Source organism: Paenibacillus sp. GM1FR, assembly GCF_002803315.1.
Lineage (GTDB): Bacteria > Bacillota > Bacilli > Paenibacillales > Paenibacillaceae > Paenibacillus > Paenibacillus amylolyticus.
Window position 1 is genome coordinate 86,474 of the sequence record NZ_MKZL01000001.1, and the last position, 21,148, is coordinate 107,621.

Genomic DNA, 21,148 nt, shown 5'->3' on the forward strand with positions numbered 1-21,148 from the left:
CAGATTATTGACTTTTTAAAAGCATATTAAAGGAACCCCAATTGAATTAATGTCCAATTTGTCGTTTTGGACTGTTCCAAAAGAGCATTTTTGGATATGTATATCCAATCCATGCGTTGCTATACTAGCATGACGTTCTACACAGTCTTCACAATACATAAGGAGGAGCTAATCTCATTGATTCATTCCTGTTCGGAATAGAAAGAAGGTGGCTGACATGAAACATCTAGTAGAAGAAAATCTTCAAGCTGTAAGACAGCAAATGGCATTGGCCTGCCAGGCTTCAGGTCGCAACATAGAGGACATCAAGTTGTTGCTCGCGACCAAAACGGTACCGCTAGAGAAATTACAAATAGCTATTCAAGCAGGTGAGGTCCTGTTTGGAGAAAACAAAGCTCAAGAACTCCGAGACAAATTCCCACTCATGGAACAAAGCAAGCAGGTTGAATGGCATTTTATCGGACATCTGCAAACAAATAAAGTAAAGGACGTAGTTAAATATGTTACTCTCATCCATTCCGTAGATCGTCTGAAACTGGGTCAAGCGTTACATAACCAGCTTCTCAAAGAGAATAAGACCTTAGACATTCTTGTGCAAATTAATACGTCCTACGAAGAAAGTAAATTTGGTGCCTCTCCAGAAACAGCCGTTGAGCTTGTAGAACAGTTGGCTCAATTCGAGACATTAAACGTGAAAGGTTTAATGACCATTGGAAAACTGAATGCGACAAACGAAGAAACACGACATTGTTTTCGATTGTTAAACCAGATCCGTACACAGATTAAAGAGAAAAATATTCCACGCGTAGAAATGGATATTTTATCGATGGGTATGTCTAGTGACTTCCAAGTCGCCATTGAAGAAGGAGCTACAATGATACGTGTAGGGACAAGTGTATTTGGTCAACGCTATTTACCGGACGAGTATTACTGGAATGAAAACACACGCATCGATGATTAAGTGAGAGGTAGTGTTAAATATGAAGACAGCATCCCCTTCGCTACGCGGCCGTAATTTGATATCTCCGGTGATCGCCGCTTTAATATCCGTAATTGTTAATTACGGGGGTACGTTTATCCTTGTTTTTCAAGCTGCAAAAGTGGCTGGTTTAAGCCCGGAAATGACCTCTTCCTGGATTTGGTCCATCTCGATTGGGGTAGGAGTAACAGGAATTTGGCTCAGTTATCGATATAAGGAACCGATTATTACAGCCTGGTCTACACCGGGTGTGGCGTTTCTCGTTTCAGCATTAGCGCTAACCCCTTATCCAGAAGCTATTGGCGCTTACATGATTTCAGCAGTCGGATTTATTATTTTAGGTTTGTCAGGCATGTTTGAACGTTTCGTTCGACTTATTCCCCCAGGCATCGCCTCCGGATTGTTAGCAGGTATTTTGCTACAGTTTGGTATTTCGGCCTTTGGAGGGGCGAAGGTAGATCCTTTGCTTGTGATTGTACTGTTTGCAGGCTATATCGTGCTAAGAAGGTTTACTTCCCGTTACGCCATTGTTGGCATATTGGCAATCGGTTTGATTTATTTGATATGCATGGGGAAAACAGACTTCAGTACAATCCAATTGGCTGTAGCATCGCCTGTATTTGTTGTTCCAGCGTTTTCGTTAAACGCCTTACTTGGCGTTGCACTACCGCTGTTCATTATTACCTTGACAGGGCAGTATATGCCCGGAATGCTTGTTCTGCGTAATGATGGATTCAAGACAAGTGCCAATCCTATTTTAGCTGTAACAGGTTTGGGTTCGCTTCTTGCAGCCCCATTCGGATCACATGCTTTTAATGTGGCAGCTATTACAGCAGCGATTTGTACAGGAAAGGATGCACATGAGGATTCAACCAAACGTTATATTGCAGGTATTGCTTGTGGTGTTTTTTATATTTTTGTCGGCATTTTTGGCGTAACATTGGCTGCTCTGTTTTTGATTCTTCCTGCTACCTTTATTGCAACATTAGCGGGATTAGCCTTACTTGGAACGATCGGTGGCAGTCTTGCCAATGCATTAACGGACCCTAAGGGACGTGAAACTGCATTGATTACGTTTTTGGCGACAGCAGCGAATGTGACTTTGCTTGGTGTGGGTGGTGCATTTTGGGGACTGTTTGCAGGAATGATGGCACATCTACTGATGAATAGTAAATTTCCCAAAAAACAACTTGGAACGAATAAATAACCGTAATATGGAGAGGAAGATGTTCATGAAACATTTGGAGAAGCAAGATAAAGTAATAGGAATGGCTGTCCAGCAAGAGCTTGGAAGGCAGCGGGATAAGATAGAACTGATTGCATCAGAGAATTTTGTAAGTCAAGCTGTGATGGAAGCAACAGGTTCGGTATTGACCAATAAATATGCGGAGGGATATCCGGGCAGAAGATATTATGGCGGGTGTGAGCATGTCGATACAGTCGAAGAGATAGCAAATAACCGCCTTAAAGCACTTTTTGGTGCTGAACATGCGAATGTGCAGCCTCACTCCGGTTCTCAGGCCAACATGGCAGTATATTTTGCCTCGGTTGAGATTGGGGACACAATACTTGGCATGAATCTATCCCAGGGTGGTCATCTAACACACGGAAGTACTGTTAATTTTTCAGGTAGGTTTTACAATTTTGTTTCATATGGTGTCGATGCACAGACGAGCCGCATTGACTTTGACGAAGTACGTAAACTTGCTTATAAGTATCGTCCACGCATGATTGTTGCAGGTGGAAGTGCATACCCGCGGACCATTGAGTTTGAATTATTTGCCCAGATTGCCGCCGAAGTGGGAGCTCTTTTCTTTGTAGATATGGCGCATATAGCAGGAATTGTTGCGGCAGGTTTGCATCCTAACCCGGTACCACATGCCCATTTTGTTTCAACCACCACACACAAGACCTTACGAGGACCACGAGGGGGAGCCATTTTGTGCCGGGAGTCCTGGGCAAAGGCGATAGACAAAGCTGTATTCCCGGGGACTCAGGGCGGGCCATTCATGCACGTTATCGCGGGGAAAGCGGTGGCATTAGGCGAGGCATTGCAGTCCGAGTTCACAACATATATTGAAGGTGTTCTGAATAACGCCAACGTATTGGCAGAAACTTTAATGAATGAAGGACTTACCCTTGTATCGGGAGGAACAGATAATCATATCGTGTTGGTTGACTTACGAACTATGGGCCTTACAGGCAAAGAAGCCGAAGCTTTACTGGATGAAGTAGGGATTACGGCGAATAAAAATGCAATTCCTCACGATACGGCAAGTCCTTTGGTTACAAGCGGTATTCGTTTTGGAACTCCGGCTATGACTTCAAGAGGGCTTGGAGCCAGGGAAATGAAAGAAATTGCTCAGCTGATAGGGCTTGCTTTTAAAAATCCAAAGAACTCGGATGTGAAAAATCAAATATTAGGTAGTGTCCGTGAAATCACTTCGCAATTTCCTCTATATGAAGGGCTTAAATAGCTCAACAGCAGACACAAATAGAGCCTGCAATTGTTCCTAATGGATAACAATTGCAGGCTCGTAATGTGCTTGTTTATATTGAAACTTAAGACAGCCCTAGTAGGCTATACCTACACGAGACTGTACATACTCATCAGACATTAATTGCTGATAAGCAAACTCCGCAGTATCGACTACAGATATAGAAGTTCCACCGTCAGGCAAATAGTCGCGCTCAACCCGGTACTTACCGAGAGATTCTCCATCAAATAAGTAGGTAGGACACACGATGGTCCATTCTAACTCTGAAGCCTTCAGAATGTTGTACATCTCCAGATGCTCTTCAGCTGCTCGCGTGGACTTACGTTTGGACTCAGGGGATTGAAAACGAAGCAAGCCAGGATCCGTTCGACTTTCCAATATTCCTGCTGTACCAACGGTAATGATTCTTTTGATACGCTCCTGAGCCATAGCCTCAACAATATGTCCCATGGATTGCGATAATGTAGTTGTTCCATCGGTACTTAAGGAACTAACAACGAGATCCACACCCTGTATGGCGTGATGAATATCCTCTTTGACTAAAGCGTTTCCTTGATGTAGAACGAAATTGTCATCGTTGATTTGTACCTTTTCCGGGCTTCTAACCAGTGCAGTTACATGATGATTAGAACGTAGGGCATTAGAGACGAAATGACTTCCAACCCGTCCGGTGGCTCCTAACACTAAAATTTTCATTACAAAAAACATCCTTTCGAATCCGATTGGAGAGCATGTTCTCCATCATAATACAATCTTTGCAAGCCGATGTATGCCTTCCTCAATCTGCTCCTCATCCACTTTTGCAAAACCTAATATCCATCCTTTTCGATGACTCTCCAAGCAATATCTACTAAGCGGATACACGCGTACACCTTGATCAAGGGCAGCATTTGTCAGCGCTTCTTCGTCAAATGACGTTTCAGATTCTAGAAGCATATGTAATCCCGTTTCCACGCCACTTAATGTAAATCGTGAGCCTAACCCAGAAGCAACAATGGCTTTGGTCATAACTTCGTGTCTGCGTCGATATATGTTCCGAACTCTTCTCATATGGCGCATAAAATGACCACGCTCAATAAAATGAGTTAGCGTTAATTGTTCCATAATCGGCAGATGACGATAGGTTAATTCATGAACTTGGGTAAGGCGATCGATGGCTATTTTGGGGCCGATGATAGCGGATAGTCGAATGCCAGGTGCAACCATTTTGGAAAAACTCATCATATAAAGCGTATTCTGAGGTTGCTGACTAAATATAGTTGGAAGTGGATCTCCACGGTACCTAAATTCGCTATCGTAGTCATCCTCAACAATCCAATATCGATGATGAGCTGCCAAGTGCATCAATTGTTGCCTGCGTGGCTCCGACATAATAACACCAACGGCGCATTGATGAGAAGGTGTGACAAATACGAGTTTCGTCTGTGGGTGAATATGATCTACACATAATCCATACTCATCAACCGGAACGGGATCGACTTGCATCCGGCGGTATTTCATCGCCATCCAAGCGGCAGGGAAGCCGGGATCTTCAACCGAAACTCTGTCTCCCTCACTTAAGAGAGCCTGGGCAATTAAATCGATGCTATGTTGTGCACCTGAGGTTAACAAGATTTGATCAACATCGATATGAATGCCTCGTTCAAGTGACAAGTAACGTTGAATCTGCTCTCTTAACGCCAATAACCCTCTGGCATCGCCATAAGCCCAAAGATCCAGATTGGGTTCAGTAGAAGCTTGTAAAAAGGATTGCCTCCAGGCTTTTGTGAAACTTTCATCCAGATAAGGCTCGTGGGGATTAAAATCAATTTCTATTTTGCGATTGTCTCTATTGCCAAACCAACTATGCAGATGACCAATCGATTCGTTTAGTGTAGGCAGATCGGGCGGAATAGGCCCTTGCATCGTGATGCCTTCTGATGAACGAGGTGCATATGTCCAATCACTAACCCTTGTTCCGGCCCGACGGGAAGTTACCGTATACCCTCGGCTGAATAATTCCTCGTAAACAATCTGTATGGTTGAGCGTGAAACACCAATTAATTGAGCAAGTTCACGTGAGGGGAGTAGCAATTCGCCTGGTTGCCATTTCCCGGTTGTGATATTATGAATCGCTTGATCCAAAAGTTGCTGCCAGATCGGGCGTTGGTCATTCCGATTAACTTTTAGCATTGCTTCAACTCCATTACTCATGCTGAATTATGGACTGCATTTATTTATGAACTTAGCCATTTTATTGGCACTCCATTGATTGATATACCATTATAGCAAAAGTTTAATTTGCAAACAAAACAAAGCTGGACTAAAGCGATTTTTACCGTGTGTCTAACTTATTTCGGTCGGTCCTGCTTGGTTCATACTCGATTCATATTCAAGCCACAGACAGTTCATCTTCTTCGGTTACACTACGGGAGTACAAACACAGAGATTCCCAATCCATAGACTAGACAGGAGAAGATGAGATTGACACGAAAGAAACGAACGTCTATCGCCGCCATAACTTTGGTGTTTGCAATGATGTCCCCAATGTCGGCCATGGCCACACCCGCTACCAGTAACGGTAGTAGCTCTACGTATGATCTAACTAAAAAGGCAGTAAGTGCAAAGGCCAAGGTACTCACTGAATCATACGCTACGACAAGTGTGCAGTACGCACTGATGGATGAGGGTGAGATTGTGATCTCCGGTCAGGCAGGCAAAAGCGACCTGAAAAACAACATCCCGCTTTCTTCAGATACCATGTATGGCATTGGTTCAACCAGCAAAATGATGCTCACAACCGCCGTAATGAAGCTAGTGGACCAGGGCAAGATCGATCTTGATGAGCCTGTCGTGAAGTATATTCCGGACTTTAAAATGAAAGACAAGCGTTACCAACAGATTACACCACGCATGTTACTGAATCATTCATCCGGACTTCTAGGAACGTCAAGTAACAGTGCAATACTGTTTGGAGATAATGATACCTATGCCCATGATACGTTACTGGAACAATTGGTGACGCAACATCTGAAGGCCGATCCTGGCGCATACTCGGTGTATAGTAATGACGGTTTTACATTAGCTGAAATTCTGGTTGAGCGGGTCAGCGGCATGGACTTCACAACTTTCATGCACCGGTACATAACTGAACCCCTTGGTATGGAGCATACCAAAACACCGCAGGATATTGTGGACTTCAGCCAGATGGCAGCAACATATGCCCCTTCGGATGAGGAGCAACTCCCATTAGAGACTACAAATATGATTGCCTCGGGAGGCATCTATTCCACCGCTGAAGATCTGATTCAGTTCTCGAAAATCTTTACAGGTGAGGTTGAAGGTGTTCTTTCGGAGGAATCCGTAGAGGCCATGGAGCAAGAAGAATACAAGAGAGGCATGTGGCCAGAAGAAGGCGATTCTTCCATTGGTTATGGCCTGGGCTGGGACAGCGTGAACCTGTTTCCTTTTAATGATTACGGCATCCAGGCAGTAAGCAAAGGTGGCAATACAATAACCTATCATTCCTCATTGATTGTACTTCCGGAGTATAATATGGCTGCTGCCGTAACCTCTTCGGGTGGTCATAGTTCAACGGATCAATTGCTGGCAACTGAGCTGTTGCTTGGCGCGCTTGAGGAGAAGAATATCATTCCAGAGCGTAAGCCGGAGAAGTCACATGATGCACCGGTGAAAACAAACATGCCGAAGGAACTTACACAGCACACAGGCATGTACGCGGGTGGGGCAAACATGTTAATGAAGATGGACGTAAAAGATGATGGGCAATTAACGCTATCTAATCTGTCGACTCCTAACAGTCCTGATCAGACCTATACGTACACCCCTGATGGCTCATTTGTTAATGATGCGGCTACGGAAAAGCTGAAGTTCGTTCAGGAAGTCAACGGGAACACATATTTGTGGTCTCGCTCGTATCAGTCTGTTCCTGGGCTTGGGCAAGTTGCTTCCTCTGAATATAAGGCAGAAAAGCTTGAAACCAATGAATTATCGGAAGAAGTAAAGGCCGCATGGCAGAAACGGGAAGGCAAAGCCTACGTCTTGGTCAATGAAAAATACACATCAACACTCTACAACGCAGCAATGCCGATGATTCCCATTCATACTTTTAATGAGCTACCTGGTTATGTCTACACGAATAAAATCGTTGGAGCTAACCAAGCTGTGAACCAATTGCAAATTCCTGGATTGGCGGGCCGTGACACGATGGAGTTTAATTTCTATGAGGAAAATGGCGTGGAATATGTTACAGCTGGAGGCAACGTTTATGCTGCTCAAGACATCATCAAACCGATCTATGCAGGAAAACAATCAAAGACAACGATTCAGGCGAATGGTCATGCCACATGGTATTCGATTCCAGCATCAGCTGCAGGTAAAGAAATGAAGGTCAAGATGTCTGCAAACAGCGCATTTGCTGTATATAACCAAGCTGGCATAGGCATTAATCATACAGTGGTCAGTGGACAAAACGAAATTGTGTTGCCTGAGAACGGAACTATTGTATTCGCGGGTGAAGCTGGTTCGAAGTTCGAGATTGTATTGACAACCAGAGCAAATTAATAGATTATAAAAAACTGTACAATAAAAAGTCGCGGAAATCGCGGCTTTTTGTTAAACAATGCAAACTATATGTTTAAAGATCAACTCCAAAACTAGCGGTTGAAACTTTAACGGGCTAAACGATTTAGGCTTTAATCGATTATGACGTCCTTCGACCGTAACATTGCTCTAGCGGCAGCGGTGCTAATTGATGATTTCTTCTTCCCAATTTCGCATTGTTTTTAAAGCGCTTCTTCTCACGGCCAAGTGCGCGATCCCCTCCCCTACTGACAACTTATGATAAACCCAAGCTTAGCCACCTGAAAATTTGGCGAGTACTCAAAAACACATCTTGTAAAAGACGCTGATATGACAAATCGTACGCGGCTTATTGCGGCGGTCCCACTTCACAGCTGCAAACCGGGCAATGTTGTTTAGTGGTTCAGGGTACTAGATGTTTCAGTCCCTGGTATGCCTCTGCACAACCTATGTATTCAGTTGTGAGTAACTGGAAACTACTCCTGCCGTTTTTTACATTCGTACCCCCGGATTAAAGCTTGCTTCCAAAAGAGAGGCCTCCAAGTGGACCACGGATTCTGTCAGTGAGAGAACCTTATGAAGTTGTATCTCTGATAATCCGTGCAGTTGATTGATATACTGGTGGGCATCTACATATCCTTTTCATTTCATGTGGTTGAGTGTAGGATTTACAACATTACAGTATATGTAAATTTTTTATTTTGTTTATATTCCTCTATCCCCTTTTTTTTACAGAATTTTTTTTGTGTTGAATCCAATTTTCAGACAAGACCTTATGACTGTCCAGTAACCTATATACGTGAGAGTATACAATACTGCAGTTTTCTGAAGTTTCATTACAGCACAAGTTACTAGGGGAAAAGTAGTAGGACAAAAGTTCTGGATTGTAATTTTTTCATGAAATTCCTTATTAACAAACACTTTAATTAATAAATTTTTACTATATTAACCCATTTATAATTGTGTTACCATAAAGTTGGAAATAAAAAACCAAATTCTAGGAGGACGATAAAACAATGAGAAAAGGTAAAGTACTCTTCAGTTTTTCTTTGACAACACTTATTTTTTTCAGTTCAGTCACTGGGGCATTTGCTTCAACTTCTGAAGTACAATCGATTCCAGATAAACTACCAGTGCCAGAAGGATATGAAATTATTCAAGATTTCAAACCAAAACAGGAAAGTGGAGATGGCAACCTAAAGATTGAAGCTGAAGTCTCTGCATCACCAATGAACTTCGGAATTCAATCTACTGTAGCAGAAGACTATGATTATAAAATAATAGAAAGCACAACTCAGCATTATCAAGATTCAATAAACTTCAAAACAAACGATACACTATCACAGTACAGAACTGATGTCACTTTAGCTGCAGTTAATCGCCAAATGGGAGGTAATGTTTCTGACGCAAATCAATTAGTAAAAGTTACGGTTACCACATTTTATCATGAAGTTACAAAAGGTCTGCAAACTTTTGTAGGTTTAGATAAAGTTTATTATAGATATGATAAAGGAAACAAATACGATAGCTCTAAAGTTTTTTATGGTAATCAATTTGGTGGTGAATTGGTTCAAACTGGACCTGGGATTAATGGTCGTGCAGTAAACGAAAGAGACGCACTCATTCATGTTATTGAGAAAATTACCTTGGGCAAGACTTATCTGAGACAGCCATTTCCAAATGTGGATGAAGTTCTTGTAGGTGGGTTGTTTATGGAAATGGGAGTTAAAACGCAATCCAGATGGTATGATCACAACACCAACCTTTTGTTCAATCTAAATTTAAATACATTGATTCAAGGAAGAATAACGCCTTAGTTATTATGGTGAGCAAGGATAAGTCCCTGCTCACCATTTTTATAATTTTATAAGATCATTAATTGTCACTGTACGATGCGGGTATTTGGTTTCAAATGTAACCAGTATCGTGTAGGCGATAAAATTTTCAATCACTAATTTTGGAGTTGAGCCCATTTTAAAACTACATATGTATTTTTTAGATTCAAAAACAGTATGTTGCATAAACTTTATATAATAAATTATTAATATTATTTTGATGCTCGAAACGAGTAAAACCACAGGTTCTTAAGAGCAAGTAATTAAGTTAATTTCGTACTTAATTGTAACCCATTATCGAAACCTCATGACCTTGAGAAATCGCCCGATTTCCCGTAGTGACTTGAGTTGACGAACTCCATTTTGTAGGGTACAAGCACTTAAGCAAATCCAAACTTGATTTCAGACCGTATGTTCTTGTTCACCATAGAACCGTTCTGCTTGATCCAACGTAAAATGTCTCGAGATTCCAACGTACGATACAAGGCCCTGTTTCTTCCTCCGTCAAGTCAAAGGGATGGGTTAGAATACGAACAGTTTTTCCAGTTAAATCTGCCGTTTGAATGAGTCTAAACACCATCGTGGTCTGCTTCTTTTCTTGACCAAGTTTCACTATGTGGTCTCTTGTCATAAGTATTGATTCTAGCATGTAAAACACACCCAAAGAATCGATGATGGCGTTATCCTTGAAGAAGGCAACATCGAAAATGAAATCCAGGCTGTATTGACTGTACTTGGCGTATTCTAAATATCCGCGATCGAAGAGGTAAGTTACATGCGTTTCATCGTTAAGCGAATCCATTTCTGTACGATCGACCGGTTTGGCTGAAACCAGGACGGCGTCTCTGGATTGAAGGTAACTGGATCACAAAAGGAAAAACGTAAATGCAGCTTTTTTTCGTTACTCCGGCCACTTCTATTGCTTAAACAAGGCTCACCGTTGTGGATCGAACAGTTCTACATTCCTAATCTTAGAAAAATCCGGCTAACTCTGATTCAAGATCTGACTGACGAGATCACAGAACAATTGCTAAAGAAGTTCTAGCGAAACCTTATTGTTTTTCGAGAAAGCTGGGAGGTGCTTATGGAATCAATGCTAAGTTCACTGTGGAACTTTTATGATGCTGAATATTGGTCACAATATATCGTAAAGCCCGAAGCTGAGCATCGATAAAATGAGAAGATAGGCTAAGGAGCTAAGCTTCTTGACATATATATCGTCACCACATTGAAGTGTCGAATGCAAAATTATTCTTTGATTTAAGGAAGCTACCCATTTACCAAATGACGAAAAAAGTGTATCCTTGTCGATGCGAGATCTCCTATAGCTAGGAATTTGGACAGGATTACCTGATCCCCTAATTATGGAGATTTTTTATGGAGTAAAGTCTTGTTTTTTAACAATTATCGAACAATATATATTTGTGATTAATAATTTTATGCAACGCTAATTAATTCAAAATGTAATATTGGGTTTCGTAAAGCCTACCTAAGGGGTAAGTATAAAAGGACATTTACTTATTGGAAAAAAATGATGGAGGAAAATGTTGCAAGTGGAAAGGCAAAGCATTGATTGTTAATATACAGTAAATAATAACAATCAAGTGGGCAAAAGATCGACAAAAAGTATAACCGTAATACCGATTCCAAAGAAAATAATGATTATTCGGACAACACCGAGACGGGGAGGACACATGAAAACAACGAAGATCTCATTTTTTATACTTTCACTGATGCTGCTCCTGGTGAGCGGTCTTTCAGGATGGGCGGGGAATGCCGCTGCAGCATCCGATTCCGGTAAAACCTATGTTATCGGAACCGATATCGTATTCGCTCCATTTGAATATGAAGATGAGAATGGTAATTATGTAGGAATCGATATAGATTTGCTAGATGCCATCGCCAAAGATCAAAATTTCAAGTATCAAATCAAAGCTCTGGGATTTAACGCGGCTGTACAGGCACTTGAGGCTAATCAGGTCGATGGTGTAATCGCAGGGATGAGTATTACGGATGAGAGAAAAGCAAAATTTGATTTTTCAGAGCCATATTATGATTCAGGCGTAGTTATGGGAATTAGCGCAAATAATGATACCGTTAAAAGTTACGAAGATCTTCGTGGTAAAAAGGTCGCTGTAAAAACGGGAACAGAAGGGTACAGCTTTGCTGAATCCATCGCCTCAAAATATGGGTTTACGATTGTTCCATTCGACGAATCATATCAAATGTATGATGATGTAATGACCGGTAATTCGGTGGCCTGTTTTGAAGATGAACCCGTTCTAAGATATGGGGTAAAACAAAATAACGGATTGAAAATCGTTACCGACAAAGAGGACGGGGCTTCCTACGGATTTGCGGTAAGTAAGGGTAAAAATCAGGAACTTCTGGAGATGTTCAATGCGGGTCTTGTTAATATCAAAGCTAACGGTGAGTACAAGCGCATTATCGAAGAATATGTTGGAGAGAATGCCCAAGTCGCAAACCTGGGGCGTTGGGAGCTAATTCAGAAATCCCTTCCCTCACTTTTTAAAGGTCTGGGAAAAACACTTTTATACACGATTGTGTCCCTTTTCTTTGCGTTTATCATCGGTCTGATTTTCGGATTTATGAAGGTGGGACAGAACAAATTCCTTCGTGGTGTTGCCACTGTATTTGTAGATATCTTCCGCGGCATTCCGCTGATTGTCCTGGCATTCTTTATTTATTTCGGGATTCCACAGGCGATGGGCTTCACGATGCCATTGTTCCTGGCGGCTATTCTGACACTTAGTCTGAATGCAGGGGCGTACGTAACCGAGATTATCCGAGGCGGGATTCAATCGATTGATCGTGGTCAGATGGAGGCAGCTCGTTCATTGGGACTTCCTTATCGCAAAGCGATGATAAAGATTGTCATTCCGCAGGCAGTGCGGGTTATGATTCCTTCCTTCATTAACCAGATGGTTATCACGTTGAAGGATACGTCAATCTTGTCCGTTATTGGTCTCGTAGAGTTGACACAATCGGGTAAAATCGTTATTGCAAGAACGTTCTCCTCTTTTGACATATGGTTAACGGTTGCGGTTATGTACCTGATTGTCATTATCACATTGACCAAAATTGCTGATTATCTGGAGGTGAAGGTTCGTCGTGGCTAAAATAAAAGTTGAAGGTTTGAAAAAAAGTTTCGGCTCGAATCAGGTCCTCAAGGGAATTGATGTGGCGGTCAGCGAAGGAGAAGTTGTCTGTGTCATCGGGCCTTCCGGTTCGGGAAAAAGTACCTTCTTGCGCTGCATTAACCAATTAGATGTGATTACGGCAGGCCGGGTTATCGTGGATGATCAGGACCTGAATGACCCTAAAACCAACCTGAACAAAGCTCGCGAAAATATTGGAATGGTATTTCAACATTTTAACTTGTTCCCTCATTTTAGTGTGCTTAAAAACATCATGTTTGCGCCCAGAGAACTCGGGATATTAAATGCACAGCAGGCTCGTGATACAGCACTCAAATTACTTGAGCGTGTGGGCTTGTCTGATAAAGCAGACAGCTTCCCAACACAACTGTCAGGTGGACAAAAGCAACGTGTAGCTATCGCTCGTGCGCTTGCTATGAATCCGGATGTTATGTTATTCGATGAACCGACTTCAGCTCTGGACCCTGAAATGGTAGGAGAAGTTCTTGGTGTTATGAAGGACCTCGCGAGCGAAGGCATGACGATGATGATTGTTACCCATGAGATGGGTTTTGCCCGTGAAGTAGCTGATCGTGTGATCTTCATGGACGGTGGTTATATTGTCGAGCAGGGCACTCCTGAAGAGATATTTGGAAATCCGAAGAATGAACGGACGATCAGCTTTTTGGAAAAGGTACTCTAGCACTGAATCGAGAATGAATACATTGAAAGTCGCTATTTTAGCGGCTTTTTTTGTTATATTTATGAGGTGATTTAATAGAAAGACCGATCAAACTAAGCCAAGAAAGAGAGGTCAGTACTCTATGGAAAACGTGTCACAAGAAGATCAACTGCAATCCATCAAAGCCTTTCAATCAACGATCCGCAAATCGGAAAATGCCATAGTGAATATGACTGAGAAAAGGAATAACACAACATTGTTACAGAAACGTCTCCAAGCTTTATACATCGGCCTAGCACTGTTGGAAAAGGTATGGAATCAGAAATCTCATCCCTACACGGAGGAAGATATCGCAGAAGCTCGTCTTGTCTTGATGGGATTGTTCCCATCTCTAGAGAGCACGTATGCCAATTCCAAAGAAGGTAGCCCGCAAAAGACTCTTCTAGAAAGAAGGATTAAAGCATTTCATCTGGCCGTTCAAGCCATGGATACATACTGATGAAATGAGAGAGAGGTCTGTCTAATGAACGACAGACCTCTCTTTTTCTTTTGCAAGCTTAGGAAAACCGATAGAGACGCACACCGTGCGCAGGTACAGTAGTAACTAAGGAATTCTCTGTTAATTGAGCTGCTTCTTGGCTCCACAATTCGGTACCTTCGGTAATGCCGGACAGTCCGACCTCATCAATGGACAGATACACAGGTAGAGCATTCTCGCCGATGTTGAACACAGCGACGTAAGAGGAACCATCCGTATGCTGGGCAGTCCACACAATAAGATCTTCTTTGCGTAAGGATTCTCTGGCTCCGTAACTCTCGCGATGCATTCGCAGAACCTCACGATTAGTTAGCAGGGATAGTGTCCAGTCATCGTTATCTCGCAGTTCACCACCAAAGATGAGCGGGGAACGGAAGATGCTCCACAGTGACATCATCGTCAACTGCTCGTCAGGTGTGAACCGAGTCCAGCGATCTGCTCCACCACCGTCTACAGAACGGATACCGATATGACCCAAAGGCAACATATCACAGTCTGGCCAGCAGCCTGCTTGGGGAACGCTCTGCCACGTCCGGCAGCGGTCGAACATATTCAATAACAGTGGCCAGAGGTCCCAGAAGTCGTCCGTGACACGCCACATGTTGGCATGATCAGCCAAGAATTCTGAGTATTCTACTGGAGCAGGGCCAGGAGAGAGACTTAGTACCATGGGCCGACCGGAGCGCTCAATCGCTTTGGATATCATTTCGATCTCAGGCTGATGGGTGTCATAGAGCCTTGAAGCAGCAATATCGTCAACCTTCACCAAGTCAACGCCCCATTGTGCATACAGTTCAAAAAGCGAATCGTAGTAGGCTTGTGCGCCTTCTTTTGAGCTATCAACACCATACATATCTGTATTCCACGGACAGATGGAGTTCGGATGAGCAATATCGCGCGCAGTGGCGGTTGTTCCCAGAATCGGAGTAGCCGCATGTGCAGCTTGACGTGGAATACCACGCATGATGTGAATGCCGAATTGCAGCCCCAGACTATGAACGTAGTCGGCTAATGGCTTGAATCCCTGTCCACCTGCAGCGGAGGGAAACCGATTCTCGGCAGGCATAAGTCGCGAATATTCATCCATGATGAGTGGAACGAACGGACGATATTGCGAAGAATTGGCCAAAGGCTCGTACCATTGAATGTCGACCGTAATATAGCTCCAGCCGAAGTCTTTAAGATGTTCTGCCATGTACTCGGCGTTGCCACGAATTTCGTCTTCCGTAACGGCTGCGCCGTAACAATCCCAGCTGTTCCAGCCAAGCGGTGGAGTTGATGCTGCAAGTGTATGATTCATGGGAATGCTCCTTTATGGATTAATTATTGCTCTCGCTCAATTCATCATAATAAAGGAATTTATTAATATCTACAGTAATGTTGAGTGTCGAATAGCAAAATATTGCGGTTAATCGAAGAACAATTTACGGTACACAAGGCTTTCTCCGCCACTACGAAATTCACCTGGCGTAACGCCGGTTATGCTGCGAAAGGCTTTGATAAAATAACTTCCGCTGGAATACCCGACTTGCTCGGCGATGACTTCAATGCTAAGAGAAGTTCCGCGCAGCAGTTCCATTGCTTTCTCGGTACGTACACGGGTTAGATAAGCACCAGGCGTCAAGCCCGTACTGGAGGAAAAGCGACGTATAAAGTGATATTTGGAAAGGGAAACATGCTCCGCTAGGTGATCGATACTGATCATCTTGGAGTAGTTGTTTTCTATGTATTCAACGGCTATTTGAATGTTTTCAGACCAATTCTCCCTGTTGCGTAATGTTGTTTTCTGTAATCGCGTTAATTCTGTCATGAACTGATATACGCTGGATGATGCGATCAGAGGATCAGTGATTCTGCCTGCCGCCGCATCAGTTACAATCATCCGCAACAGTCGGATGGGTGTACAATCAGCGGGAAGATAGGGAACTTCTCCCGCTTCACGAAGAAATTTTCTCCAATGGGGCAGAATAAGAGTGGGCCTGAACAGCAGGAACAGAAACTCCCAAGGTTCTTTTGATGCTGAATGGTAGTAATAGCGATGTGGCCCTGGAATTTCTGCCAAAAAAGCTTGTCCTGCGGTAACATGATGAATGCGATTATTCGACTCAAATACACCTTCACCCGAGACTGTATATTGGAATAACAGAAGAGGCCCGTCCGAACGTTCGAGTCCATCCCAATGATAAGAAGGATCGGTTATTGAATCACATCCAGCCGCATACAGTACACACAATTGGAGCTCCTTGTCTTCCGCGAATCGAAACCCATAGGTTCCTCTAGGGATATTCATGTCAGCTCTCCTTGTTGCCCTGAATTTTTACTGTGCTCCGCGAATGAAAATATCTACTAGCTTCTGGCCTAGAGAAAAGTTGGAACCATATTTATGCAGGTTATCTTCCCGATTTCCCATTAACATCAATGTCGAGAAGGTCTCTGCCAGGAAAAATGGATCGTCCGTTCGTAGTCTGTTTTCATCCATTGCCCGTTGGAAATGGGAAGCTAACACTTCGTGAATCTGATGCTCCGCGTTGCGTATATCCTGAATTTGAGCTGGTTCAAGAAAAGGCTCAGCTTCTCTCAGCATGGTTTCAATCTCCGCATGTGGATTACCCAGTCTGGCCTCTGCCAGACGAACAAGCCCCGACTCCAGATTCTCGGCTTGATCAAGGATATGCGAGGTTAACCGGCTCACATTCTGTAACATCGTTGTAAAGGCAACCTTAAAAAGCTCGGGTTTGCTGGTGAAATGATAATAAATGGTTGGTTTTGACACGCTACATGTTTTGCCAATCTGCTGAAGCGTGACTGTTTCGTAGCCATACTCCATGAATAACTGTGAAGCGGTTTGAATAATGGTTTGCTGAATTGAGATATCATCGTTGCCATGTTTGGGTCTTCCAGGCAATCGTTTGGGTGATTTTTCTGTCATTGGACTTCCCTCCATGAATATTTTATGACAAATAACGATAGTAAGCAAAATCATCTTGTAATTATACTTACCGGTAAGTATAATTATGAAGAGTTAAAAAAGGCATATCATTATCCTCATACTAAGGTGGTTTTAAGGTTGAAAACAGCACAACGTACTAACAAATGGAAGAAAATAATTATGTGGACCATCTTGTCCATTGTTATCATCGTGGCCGGCGTTTACGTATATCTCAATTCGGTTACGTATAGTCCGACTGAGCGAGCTGAAACGGCGATGACAAGTGATGCTCAGGTTATTGTCGCCAAGATTAAGGACGGTTACCGATTTGAACCGGTGGGTACAGAGATAACCAAACCGAATATTATTTTTTATCCAGGTGGTCTGGTTGAACCTGAAAGTTATTCTCCACTTGCCAGAGAAATGGCAGAACAGGGTCACCGCGTATATATCACGAACATGCCAATAAACTTGGCGATTTTCGGTCAAAACAAGGCTGATTCCTTTATCGAGGAACATCCTGACGAAGCGTTTGTTATTGGTGGCCATTCTTTGGGAGGGTCATTTGCCTCACGGTATGCTGCGGAGCACAATGAGAAGTTGGAAGGTGTCTTTTTCTTGGCTTCTTATGCAGATGAAGGGGGGAGCGTAAAGAATACGGACTTGTCTATCTTACAGATTACAGGCTCGGATGACGGAGTGCTTAACAGGGAAGACTGGGAGAACTCCAAAGCAAATCTTCCGGAAGACACGACATATGTGAGTATTGAGGGTGGAAATCACGGTCAATTTGGCTCATACGGCATGCAAAAAGGAGATAATCAACCTGCAATTACAGAAGAAAAGCAGTTGGAAGAGGTTGTTGTAGCACTGGAGAACTGGATGGATACATTACATTAAATTAAACTATTAAATGAAATGAATGTGTTGAATGGTAATGATCGTCGTACGATTAAAGTCGCTATTTTAGCGGCTTTTTTTGTTGTAGAATAAAAATAATGCTTCAATGGAGCAAGGCAACAGCTTTAATTGATTGAATTTCAACTCCATAATAGGCTTACAGAATTGCTTTAATTACCACAAATCGTTAACATTAGAAGCATTGTCATCGAAATAGCACCAAAACGGAAGACAGCAAGAGCAAGAACATCAAAAGGAGAAAAGATTATGTTTTTCAGAAAATTTGCTTACACGTTAGTGATCATCCTCGCTGCATTATTGTTCTCAGGTTGTACGTCAGAGTCTTTGCGTGATCTTGGATCACCTCAAGTTTCGGAGGATATGGGATTTGATGAGGTTGCCGACTATATCTCGGAGCACAATGAACTCCCGCCAAATTATATTACCAAGAAAGAGGCAAGAGATCTGGGATGGGAACCAAGCGAAGGTAACCTGCGAGAAGTTGCTCCAGGCAAAAGCATCGGCGGCGACGTGTTCAGGAACCGGGAAGGATTACTCCCCAACAAAAAAGGCCGGATCTGGTACGAAGCCGATATAAATTACTCAGGAGGACGGCGCGGAAGCGACCGAATTCTATACTCGAATGACGGTCTAATCTACCAGACGACAGATCATTATAAGTCATTTGAACAGTTAAAATAAACGGAGGAAATGATATGAGCATCATTCAGATTAACGGAAACGACTTTCACAGCAAGGAAGAGCTTCATCAAATTTTGCAGAACCAGCTTGAGTTAGACGAGAGCTATGGAGGCAATTTGGACGCACTATGGGATGTCTTAACTGGGGCTGTAAGCATGCCGCTTACTGTTCAATGGATTGGTTTTGAGAAAAGCAAAGAGATTCTTGGAGATTACGCTGACCAACTAATGGAATTGTTGCGGGAAGTTGAAGGGGAGATCCAAGGATTTACGTTGGAATTATATTATTGAAAATTAGCCTTGGCTTTATGTGGCGATGGGCAACCATCGCTTTTTTGGTCTTTACATTTTTACTGAGACTCATGTCTAGATCATGCTATTTTCATGGCTTAATAATCAAGGTTGGGGTTATTAGACTTCCTTATACTTTAAACATGGAATAGGGTAGGCAGGGTTGTAGTCGTTTACTAACGGTTGAATATGTAAGCGTATACTATCTCAAAGTGAACCATCGTAATGTCTGGATTGGTTATTACGACTAACATCATTTAGGGGGCAGAAAAATAATGAGAGCCGTATCAAAAGTGCTAGGAGCATGTCTCGTAACAAGTGTTGTGTTAGTTTCCGCCAGTTGCGGAAATGCTGGAGAGAATTCCGAATCAAATACGAGTGACCCCAACAGCCCGATCACATTTACCTTCTTCGGCGCAGATGCAAGTCCCAACTGGAACAAAATGCAGGATGCGGTAGGGAAGAAAATCACAGAAGAAACCGGTGTAAGCATTGATGCTGAATTCGATATTTCGAGCGGAGGCGGAAACGACCGTATTTCCTTGATGGCTGCAAGCGGTGATTATCCGGATTTGATTTTCCCCAAAGGTAACTTGACCAGACTCGTTGATGCCGGGGCAATGATTGATCTGACGGATCTGATCGAAGAACACGCCCCCAACTTGAAAAAGATCTACGGTGAGCACTTCAATCGGTTGAAATACAGCAATGACGATCCTTCAATCTATTGGATTCCAACGAATGGTGCGATCGATCAGGTCAGCTTTGATGCGACGAATGGTACTGCCATTCAACATCGTGTAGTCAAGGAACTCGGGTATCCTGAGATCAAAACCTTAAACGATTTCGAAAATGTGCTACGTGAATATTACGAGAAACATCCGACCACAGATGATGGCCAACCCACAATTCCGTTGACGCTTAGTGCAGATGGATGGCGACGAATGATCACTGTTACTGATCCCGCTGTCATGTCTACTGGAGGACCTGGAGATGGTGAGTATTTCATCAATCCGGACACCTACGAAGCCGTTCTGCATTACAAACGTCCCGAGGAGAAGGAATATTTCCGGTGGTTGAACAAGATGTACAATGAAGGCTTGCTGGACAAGGACAGTTTTGTTCAGAAGGATGACCAGTATAAGTCCAAAATCGCCAGTGGTCGCGTGTTATCCTTGCTTGATCCAAGCTGGGGATTCAGTGATGCGGAAAATGCTTTGAAAAGTGCAGGGAAAGACGACATGACCTACGGATTCTATCCGGTCACGCTAGATGACAACTTTCAGCGTAAAGATTTCCAAAATATCGGCTTTGATGGTTATGGCATTGGCATAACAGTTGATTGTGAAGATCCTGTCCGTGCCATCAAATTTTTGGATTGGATGTCTTCTGAAGAAGGCCAAGTATTGAGAAACTGGGGCGTTGAAGGTGAGCAATATAACGTGGAAGACGGTGTTCGCACCATTCCGGCCGATGTACAGGAACGTAAAAACAAAGACAATAACACATTCACCAAAGAAACCGGAGTAGGCTTGTATTACATTTTTGGTGCTCACTACGGGGATGGCGTTAAAGATTCAACGGATAACTACTATACAACGAATTATCCTGAACAGATACAGCAAAGTTATTCTGATGAGGAGAAAGAAGCTTTGAAAGGTTATGGCATCACTACATGGAAGGACTTGTTCCCTTCCGAAGAGGAGTTTCCGGTGAAAGAGTGGGGCGCTGCTTACAATATGCCGATTCCTTCGGATAGTGGGGATTATAACGTTGTGTACCAGAAAACGCAGGATATTATTCAGAAACGGATCGCCGAAGCGATTACATCCTCTCCAAGTGCCTTTGAAGGCATATATGACAATATGATTACCGAACTTGATAATGCAGGTGCAGTAGGCATGGAACAGCAGTATACGGAGTGGATTAAAGATCGCGTTCGATTGTGGACGGGTAAAGAGATCAATTAACTGGCGTATAATTACAATAAAATTGTTTGCAGATCCGAAGTATATCAAGAACTAAAAGAACATCGAGCCATGCAGGATGGCTTGAT

18 protein-coding genes are annotated in these 21,148 nt (G+C 42.9%); 12 read left to right on the plus strand and 6 right to left on the minus strand.

What is annotated here, in order from left to right; all coding sequences use genetic code 11:
• Nucleotides 1-217 precede the first annotated feature (217 nt).
• From PAEAM_RS00405 to PAEAM_RS00415, 3 genes are read left to right on the plus strand one after another with little or no spacing between them, the layout of a single operon-like run.
• Nucleotides 218-961, plus strand: coding sequence for a YggS family pyridoxal phosphate-dependent enzyme (locus PAEAM_RS00405; protein WP_100526224.1), 744 nt, complete (start codon nucleotides 218-220; stop codon nucleotides 959-961).
• 19 nt (nucleotides 962-980) lie between these two features.
• Complete coding sequence (locus PAEAM_RS00410; RefSeq protein ID WP_100526225.1) at nucleotides 981-2,186, plus strand: benzoate/H(+) symporter BenE family transporter; 1,206 nt, start codon at nucleotides 981-983, stop codon at nucleotides 2,184-2,186.
• A gap of 25 nt (nucleotides 2,187-2,211) precedes the next feature.
• Nucleotides 2,212-3,456: a serine hydroxymethyltransferase gene (locus tag PAEAM_RS00415; RefSeq protein ID WP_100526303.1), complete on the plus strand. Its 1,245-nt coding sequence runs from the start codon at nucleotides 2,212-2,214 to the stop codon at nucleotides 3,454-3,456.
• 96 nt (nucleotides 3,457-3,552) lie between these two features.
• On the opposite strand, the gene PAEAM_RS00420 is transcribed toward PAEAM_RS00415, so the two are convergent.
• Both PAEAM_RS00420 and pdxR read right to left on the minus strand, forming a co-directional pair.
• Entirely contained in the window at nucleotides 3,553-4,173 is a 621-nt protein-coding gene (locus PAEAM_RS00420) for an NAD(P)-dependent oxidoreductase (protein WP_100526226.1), read from the minus strand.
• A 45-nt stretch (nucleotides 4,174-4,218) separates the two neighbouring features.
• Nucleotides 4,219-5,649, minus strand: coding sequence for a MocR-like pyridoxine biosynthesis transcription factor PdxR (gene pdxR, locus PAEAM_RS00425; RefSeq protein WP_100526227.1), 1,431 nt, complete (start codon nucleotides 5,647-5,649; stop codon nucleotides 4,219-4,221).
• Nucleotides 5,650-5,934: 285 nt separating this feature from the next.
• Here pdxR and PAEAM_RS00430 point away from each other — a divergent pair, with 285 nt between their 5' ends.
• Together PAEAM_RS00430 and PAEAM_RS00435 are read left to right on the plus strand one after the other, a co-directional pair.
• Nucleotides 5,935-8,040, plus strand: coding sequence for a serine hydrolase domain-containing protein (locus PAEAM_RS00430; protein WP_100526228.1), 2,106 nt, complete (start codon nucleotides 5,935-5,937; stop codon nucleotides 8,038-8,040).
• Between the two features lie 1,034 nt (nucleotides 8,041-9,074).
• Nucleotides 9,075-9,875, plus strand: coding sequence for a hypothetical protein (locus PAEAM_RS00435; RefSeq protein WP_100526229.1), 801 nt, complete (start codon nucleotides 9,075-9,077; stop codon nucleotides 9,873-9,875).
• A 439-nt stretch (nucleotides 9,876-10,314) separates the two neighbouring features.
• Here PAEAM_RS00435 and PAEAM_RS31650 read toward each other — a convergent pair whose 3' ends face one another.
• On the minus strand, nucleotides 10,315-10,695 hold the full coding sequence (locus tag PAEAM_RS31650; RefSeq protein WP_100526230.1) for a hypothetical protein: 381 nt from the start codon (nucleotides 10,693-10,695) through the stop codon (nucleotides 10,315-10,317).
• 892 nt (nucleotides 10,696-11,587) lie between these two features.
• On the opposite strand from PAEAM_RS31650, the gene PAEAM_RS00445 reads away from it, so the two are divergent.
• From PAEAM_RS00445 to PAEAM_RS00455, 3 genes are all read left to right on the plus strand, one after another.
• A complete protein-coding gene (locus PAEAM_RS00445) occupies nucleotides 11,588-13,033 on the plus strand; it encodes an amino acid ABC transporter substrate-binding protein/permease (RefSeq protein WP_100526231.1) in 1,446 nt (481 codons plus the stop codon).
• On the plus strand, nucleotides 13,026-13,754 hold the full coding sequence (locus tag PAEAM_RS00450; protein WP_100526232.1) for an amino acid ABC transporter ATP-binding protein: 729 nt from the start codon (nucleotides 13,026-13,028) through the stop codon (nucleotides 13,752-13,754). Before PAEAM_RS00445 ends, PAEAM_RS00450 begins: the two co-directional genes overlap by 8 nt.
• A gap of 121 nt (nucleotides 13,755-13,875) precedes the next feature.
• On the plus strand, nucleotides 13,876-14,232 hold the full coding sequence (locus PAEAM_RS00455) for a hypothetical protein (protein WP_100526233.1): 357 nt from the start codon (nucleotides 13,876-13,878) through the stop codon (nucleotides 14,230-14,232).
• A 58-nt stretch (nucleotides 14,233-14,290) separates the two neighbouring features.
• On the opposite strand, the gene PAEAM_RS00460 is transcribed toward PAEAM_RS00455, so the two are convergent.
• The 3 genes from PAEAM_RS00460 to PAEAM_RS00470 form a co-directional block, all read right to left on the minus strand.
• Entirely contained in the window at nucleotides 14,291-15,571 is a 1,281-nt protein-coding gene (locus PAEAM_RS00460; RefSeq protein ID WP_100526234.1) for a glycoside hydrolase family 27 protein, read from the minus strand.
• A gap of 108 nt (nucleotides 15,572-15,679) precedes the next feature.
• Nucleotides 15,680-16,561 (minus strand): AraC family transcriptional regulator, encoded by an 882-nt coding sequence (locus tag PAEAM_RS00465; protein ID WP_100526235.1) that lies wholly within the window; start codon nucleotides 16,559-16,561, stop codon nucleotides 15,680-15,682.
• Nucleotides 16,562-16,588: 27 nt separating this feature from the next.
• On the minus strand, nucleotides 16,589-17,200 hold the full coding sequence (locus tag PAEAM_RS00470; protein ID WP_074095055.1) for a TetR/AcrR family transcriptional regulator: 612 nt from the start codon (nucleotides 17,198-17,200) through the stop codon (nucleotides 16,589-16,591).
• A gap of 138 nt (nucleotides 17,201-17,338) precedes the next feature.
• Between PAEAM_RS00470 and PAEAM_RS00475 the strand changes: the two genes are divergently transcribed.
• The 4 genes from PAEAM_RS00475 to PAEAM_RS00490 all read left to right on the plus strand — a co-directional run bounded on the left by PAEAM_RS00475 (nucleotide 17,339) and on the right by PAEAM_RS00490 (nucleotide 21,062).
• Nucleotides 17,339-18,100: an alpha/beta hydrolase gene (locus PAEAM_RS00475; protein ID WP_100526236.1), complete on the plus strand. Its 762-nt coding sequence runs from the start codon at nucleotides 17,339-17,341 to the stop codon at nucleotides 18,098-18,100.
• A gap of 267 nt (nucleotides 18,101-18,367) precedes the next feature.
• On the plus strand, nucleotides 18,368-18,802 hold the full coding sequence (locus PAEAM_RS00480; RefSeq protein ID WP_036615937.1) for a ribonuclease domain-containing protein: 435 nt from the start codon (nucleotides 18,368-18,370) through the stop codon (nucleotides 18,800-18,802).
• Between the two features lie 14 nt (nucleotides 18,803-18,816).
• Nucleotides 18,817-19,092, plus strand: coding sequence for a barstar family protein (locus PAEAM_RS00485; RefSeq protein ID WP_047842948.1), 276 nt, complete (start codon nucleotides 18,817-18,819; stop codon nucleotides 19,090-19,092).
• Nucleotides 19,093-19,367: 275 nt separating this feature from the next.
• Nucleotides 19,368-21,062, plus strand: coding sequence for an ABC transporter substrate-binding protein (locus tag PAEAM_RS00490; RefSeq protein WP_100526237.1), 1,695 nt, complete (start codon nucleotides 19,368-19,370; stop codon nucleotides 21,060-21,062).
• Nucleotides 21,063-21,148 lie beyond the last annotated feature (86 nt).

Bases quoted from the DNA above. Each gene is read 5' to 3' on its own strand.
- PAEAM_RS00405 (WP_100526224.1), top strand. From the start codon at position 218: ATGAAACATCTAGTAGAAGAAAATCTTCAAGCTGTAAGACAGCAAATG.
- PAEAM_RS00410 (WP_100526225.1), top strand. From the start codon at position 981: ATGAAGACAGCATCCCCTTCGCTACGCGGCCGTAATTTGATATCTCCG.
- PAEAM_RS00415 (WP_100526303.1), top strand. From the start codon at position 2,212: ATGAAACATTTGGAGAAGCAAGATAAAGTAATAGGAATGGCTGTCCAG.
- PAEAM_RS00420 (WP_100526226.1), bottom strand. From the start codon at position 4,173: ATGAAAATTTTAGTGTTAGGAGCCACCGGACGGGTTGGAAGTCATTTC.
- pdxR (WP_100526227.1), bottom strand. From the start codon at position 5,649: ATGCTAAAAGTTAATCGGAATGACCAACGCCCGATCTGGCAGCAACTT.
- PAEAM_RS00430 (WP_100526228.1), top strand. From the start codon at position 5,935: ATGAGATTGACACGAAAGAAACGAACGTCTATCGCCGCCATAACTTTG.
- PAEAM_RS00435 (WP_100526229.1), top strand. From the start codon at position 9,075: ATGAGAAAAGGTAAAGTACTCTTCAGTTTTTCTTTGACAACACTTATT.
- PAEAM_RS31650 (WP_100526230.1), bottom strand. From the start codon at position 10,695: ATGGATTCGCTTAACGATGAAACGCATGTAACTTACCTCTTCGATCGC.
- PAEAM_RS00445 (WP_100526231.1), top strand. From the start codon at position 11,588: ATGAAAACAACGAAGATCTCATTTTTTATACTTTCACTGATGCTGCTC.
- PAEAM_RS00455 (WP_100526233.1), top strand. From the start codon at position 13,876: ATGGAAAACGTGTCACAAGAAGATCAACTGCAATCCATCAAAGCCTTT.
- PAEAM_RS00460 (WP_100526234.1), bottom strand. From the start codon at position 15,571: ATGAATCATACACTTGCAGCATCAACTCCACCGCTTGGCTGGAACAGC.
- PAEAM_RS00465 (WP_100526235.1), bottom strand. From the start codon at position 16,561: ATGAATATCCCTAGAGGAACCTATGGGTTTCGATTCGCGGAAGACAAG.
- PAEAM_RS00470 (WP_074095055.1), bottom strand. From the start codon at position 17,200: ATGACAGAAAAATCACCCAAACGATTGCCTGGAAGACCCAAACATGGC.
- PAEAM_RS00480 (WP_036615937.1), top strand. From the start codon at position 18,368: ATGTTTTTCAGAAAATTTGCTTACACGTTAGTGATCATCCTCGCTGCA.
- PAEAM_RS00485 (WP_047842948.1), top strand. From the start codon at position 18,817: ATGAGCATCATTCAGATTAACGGAAACGACTTTCACAGCAAGGAAGAG.
- PAEAM_RS00490 (WP_100526237.1), top strand. From the start codon at position 19,368: ATGAGAGCCGTATCAAAAGTGCTAGGAGCATGTCTCGTAACAAGTGTT.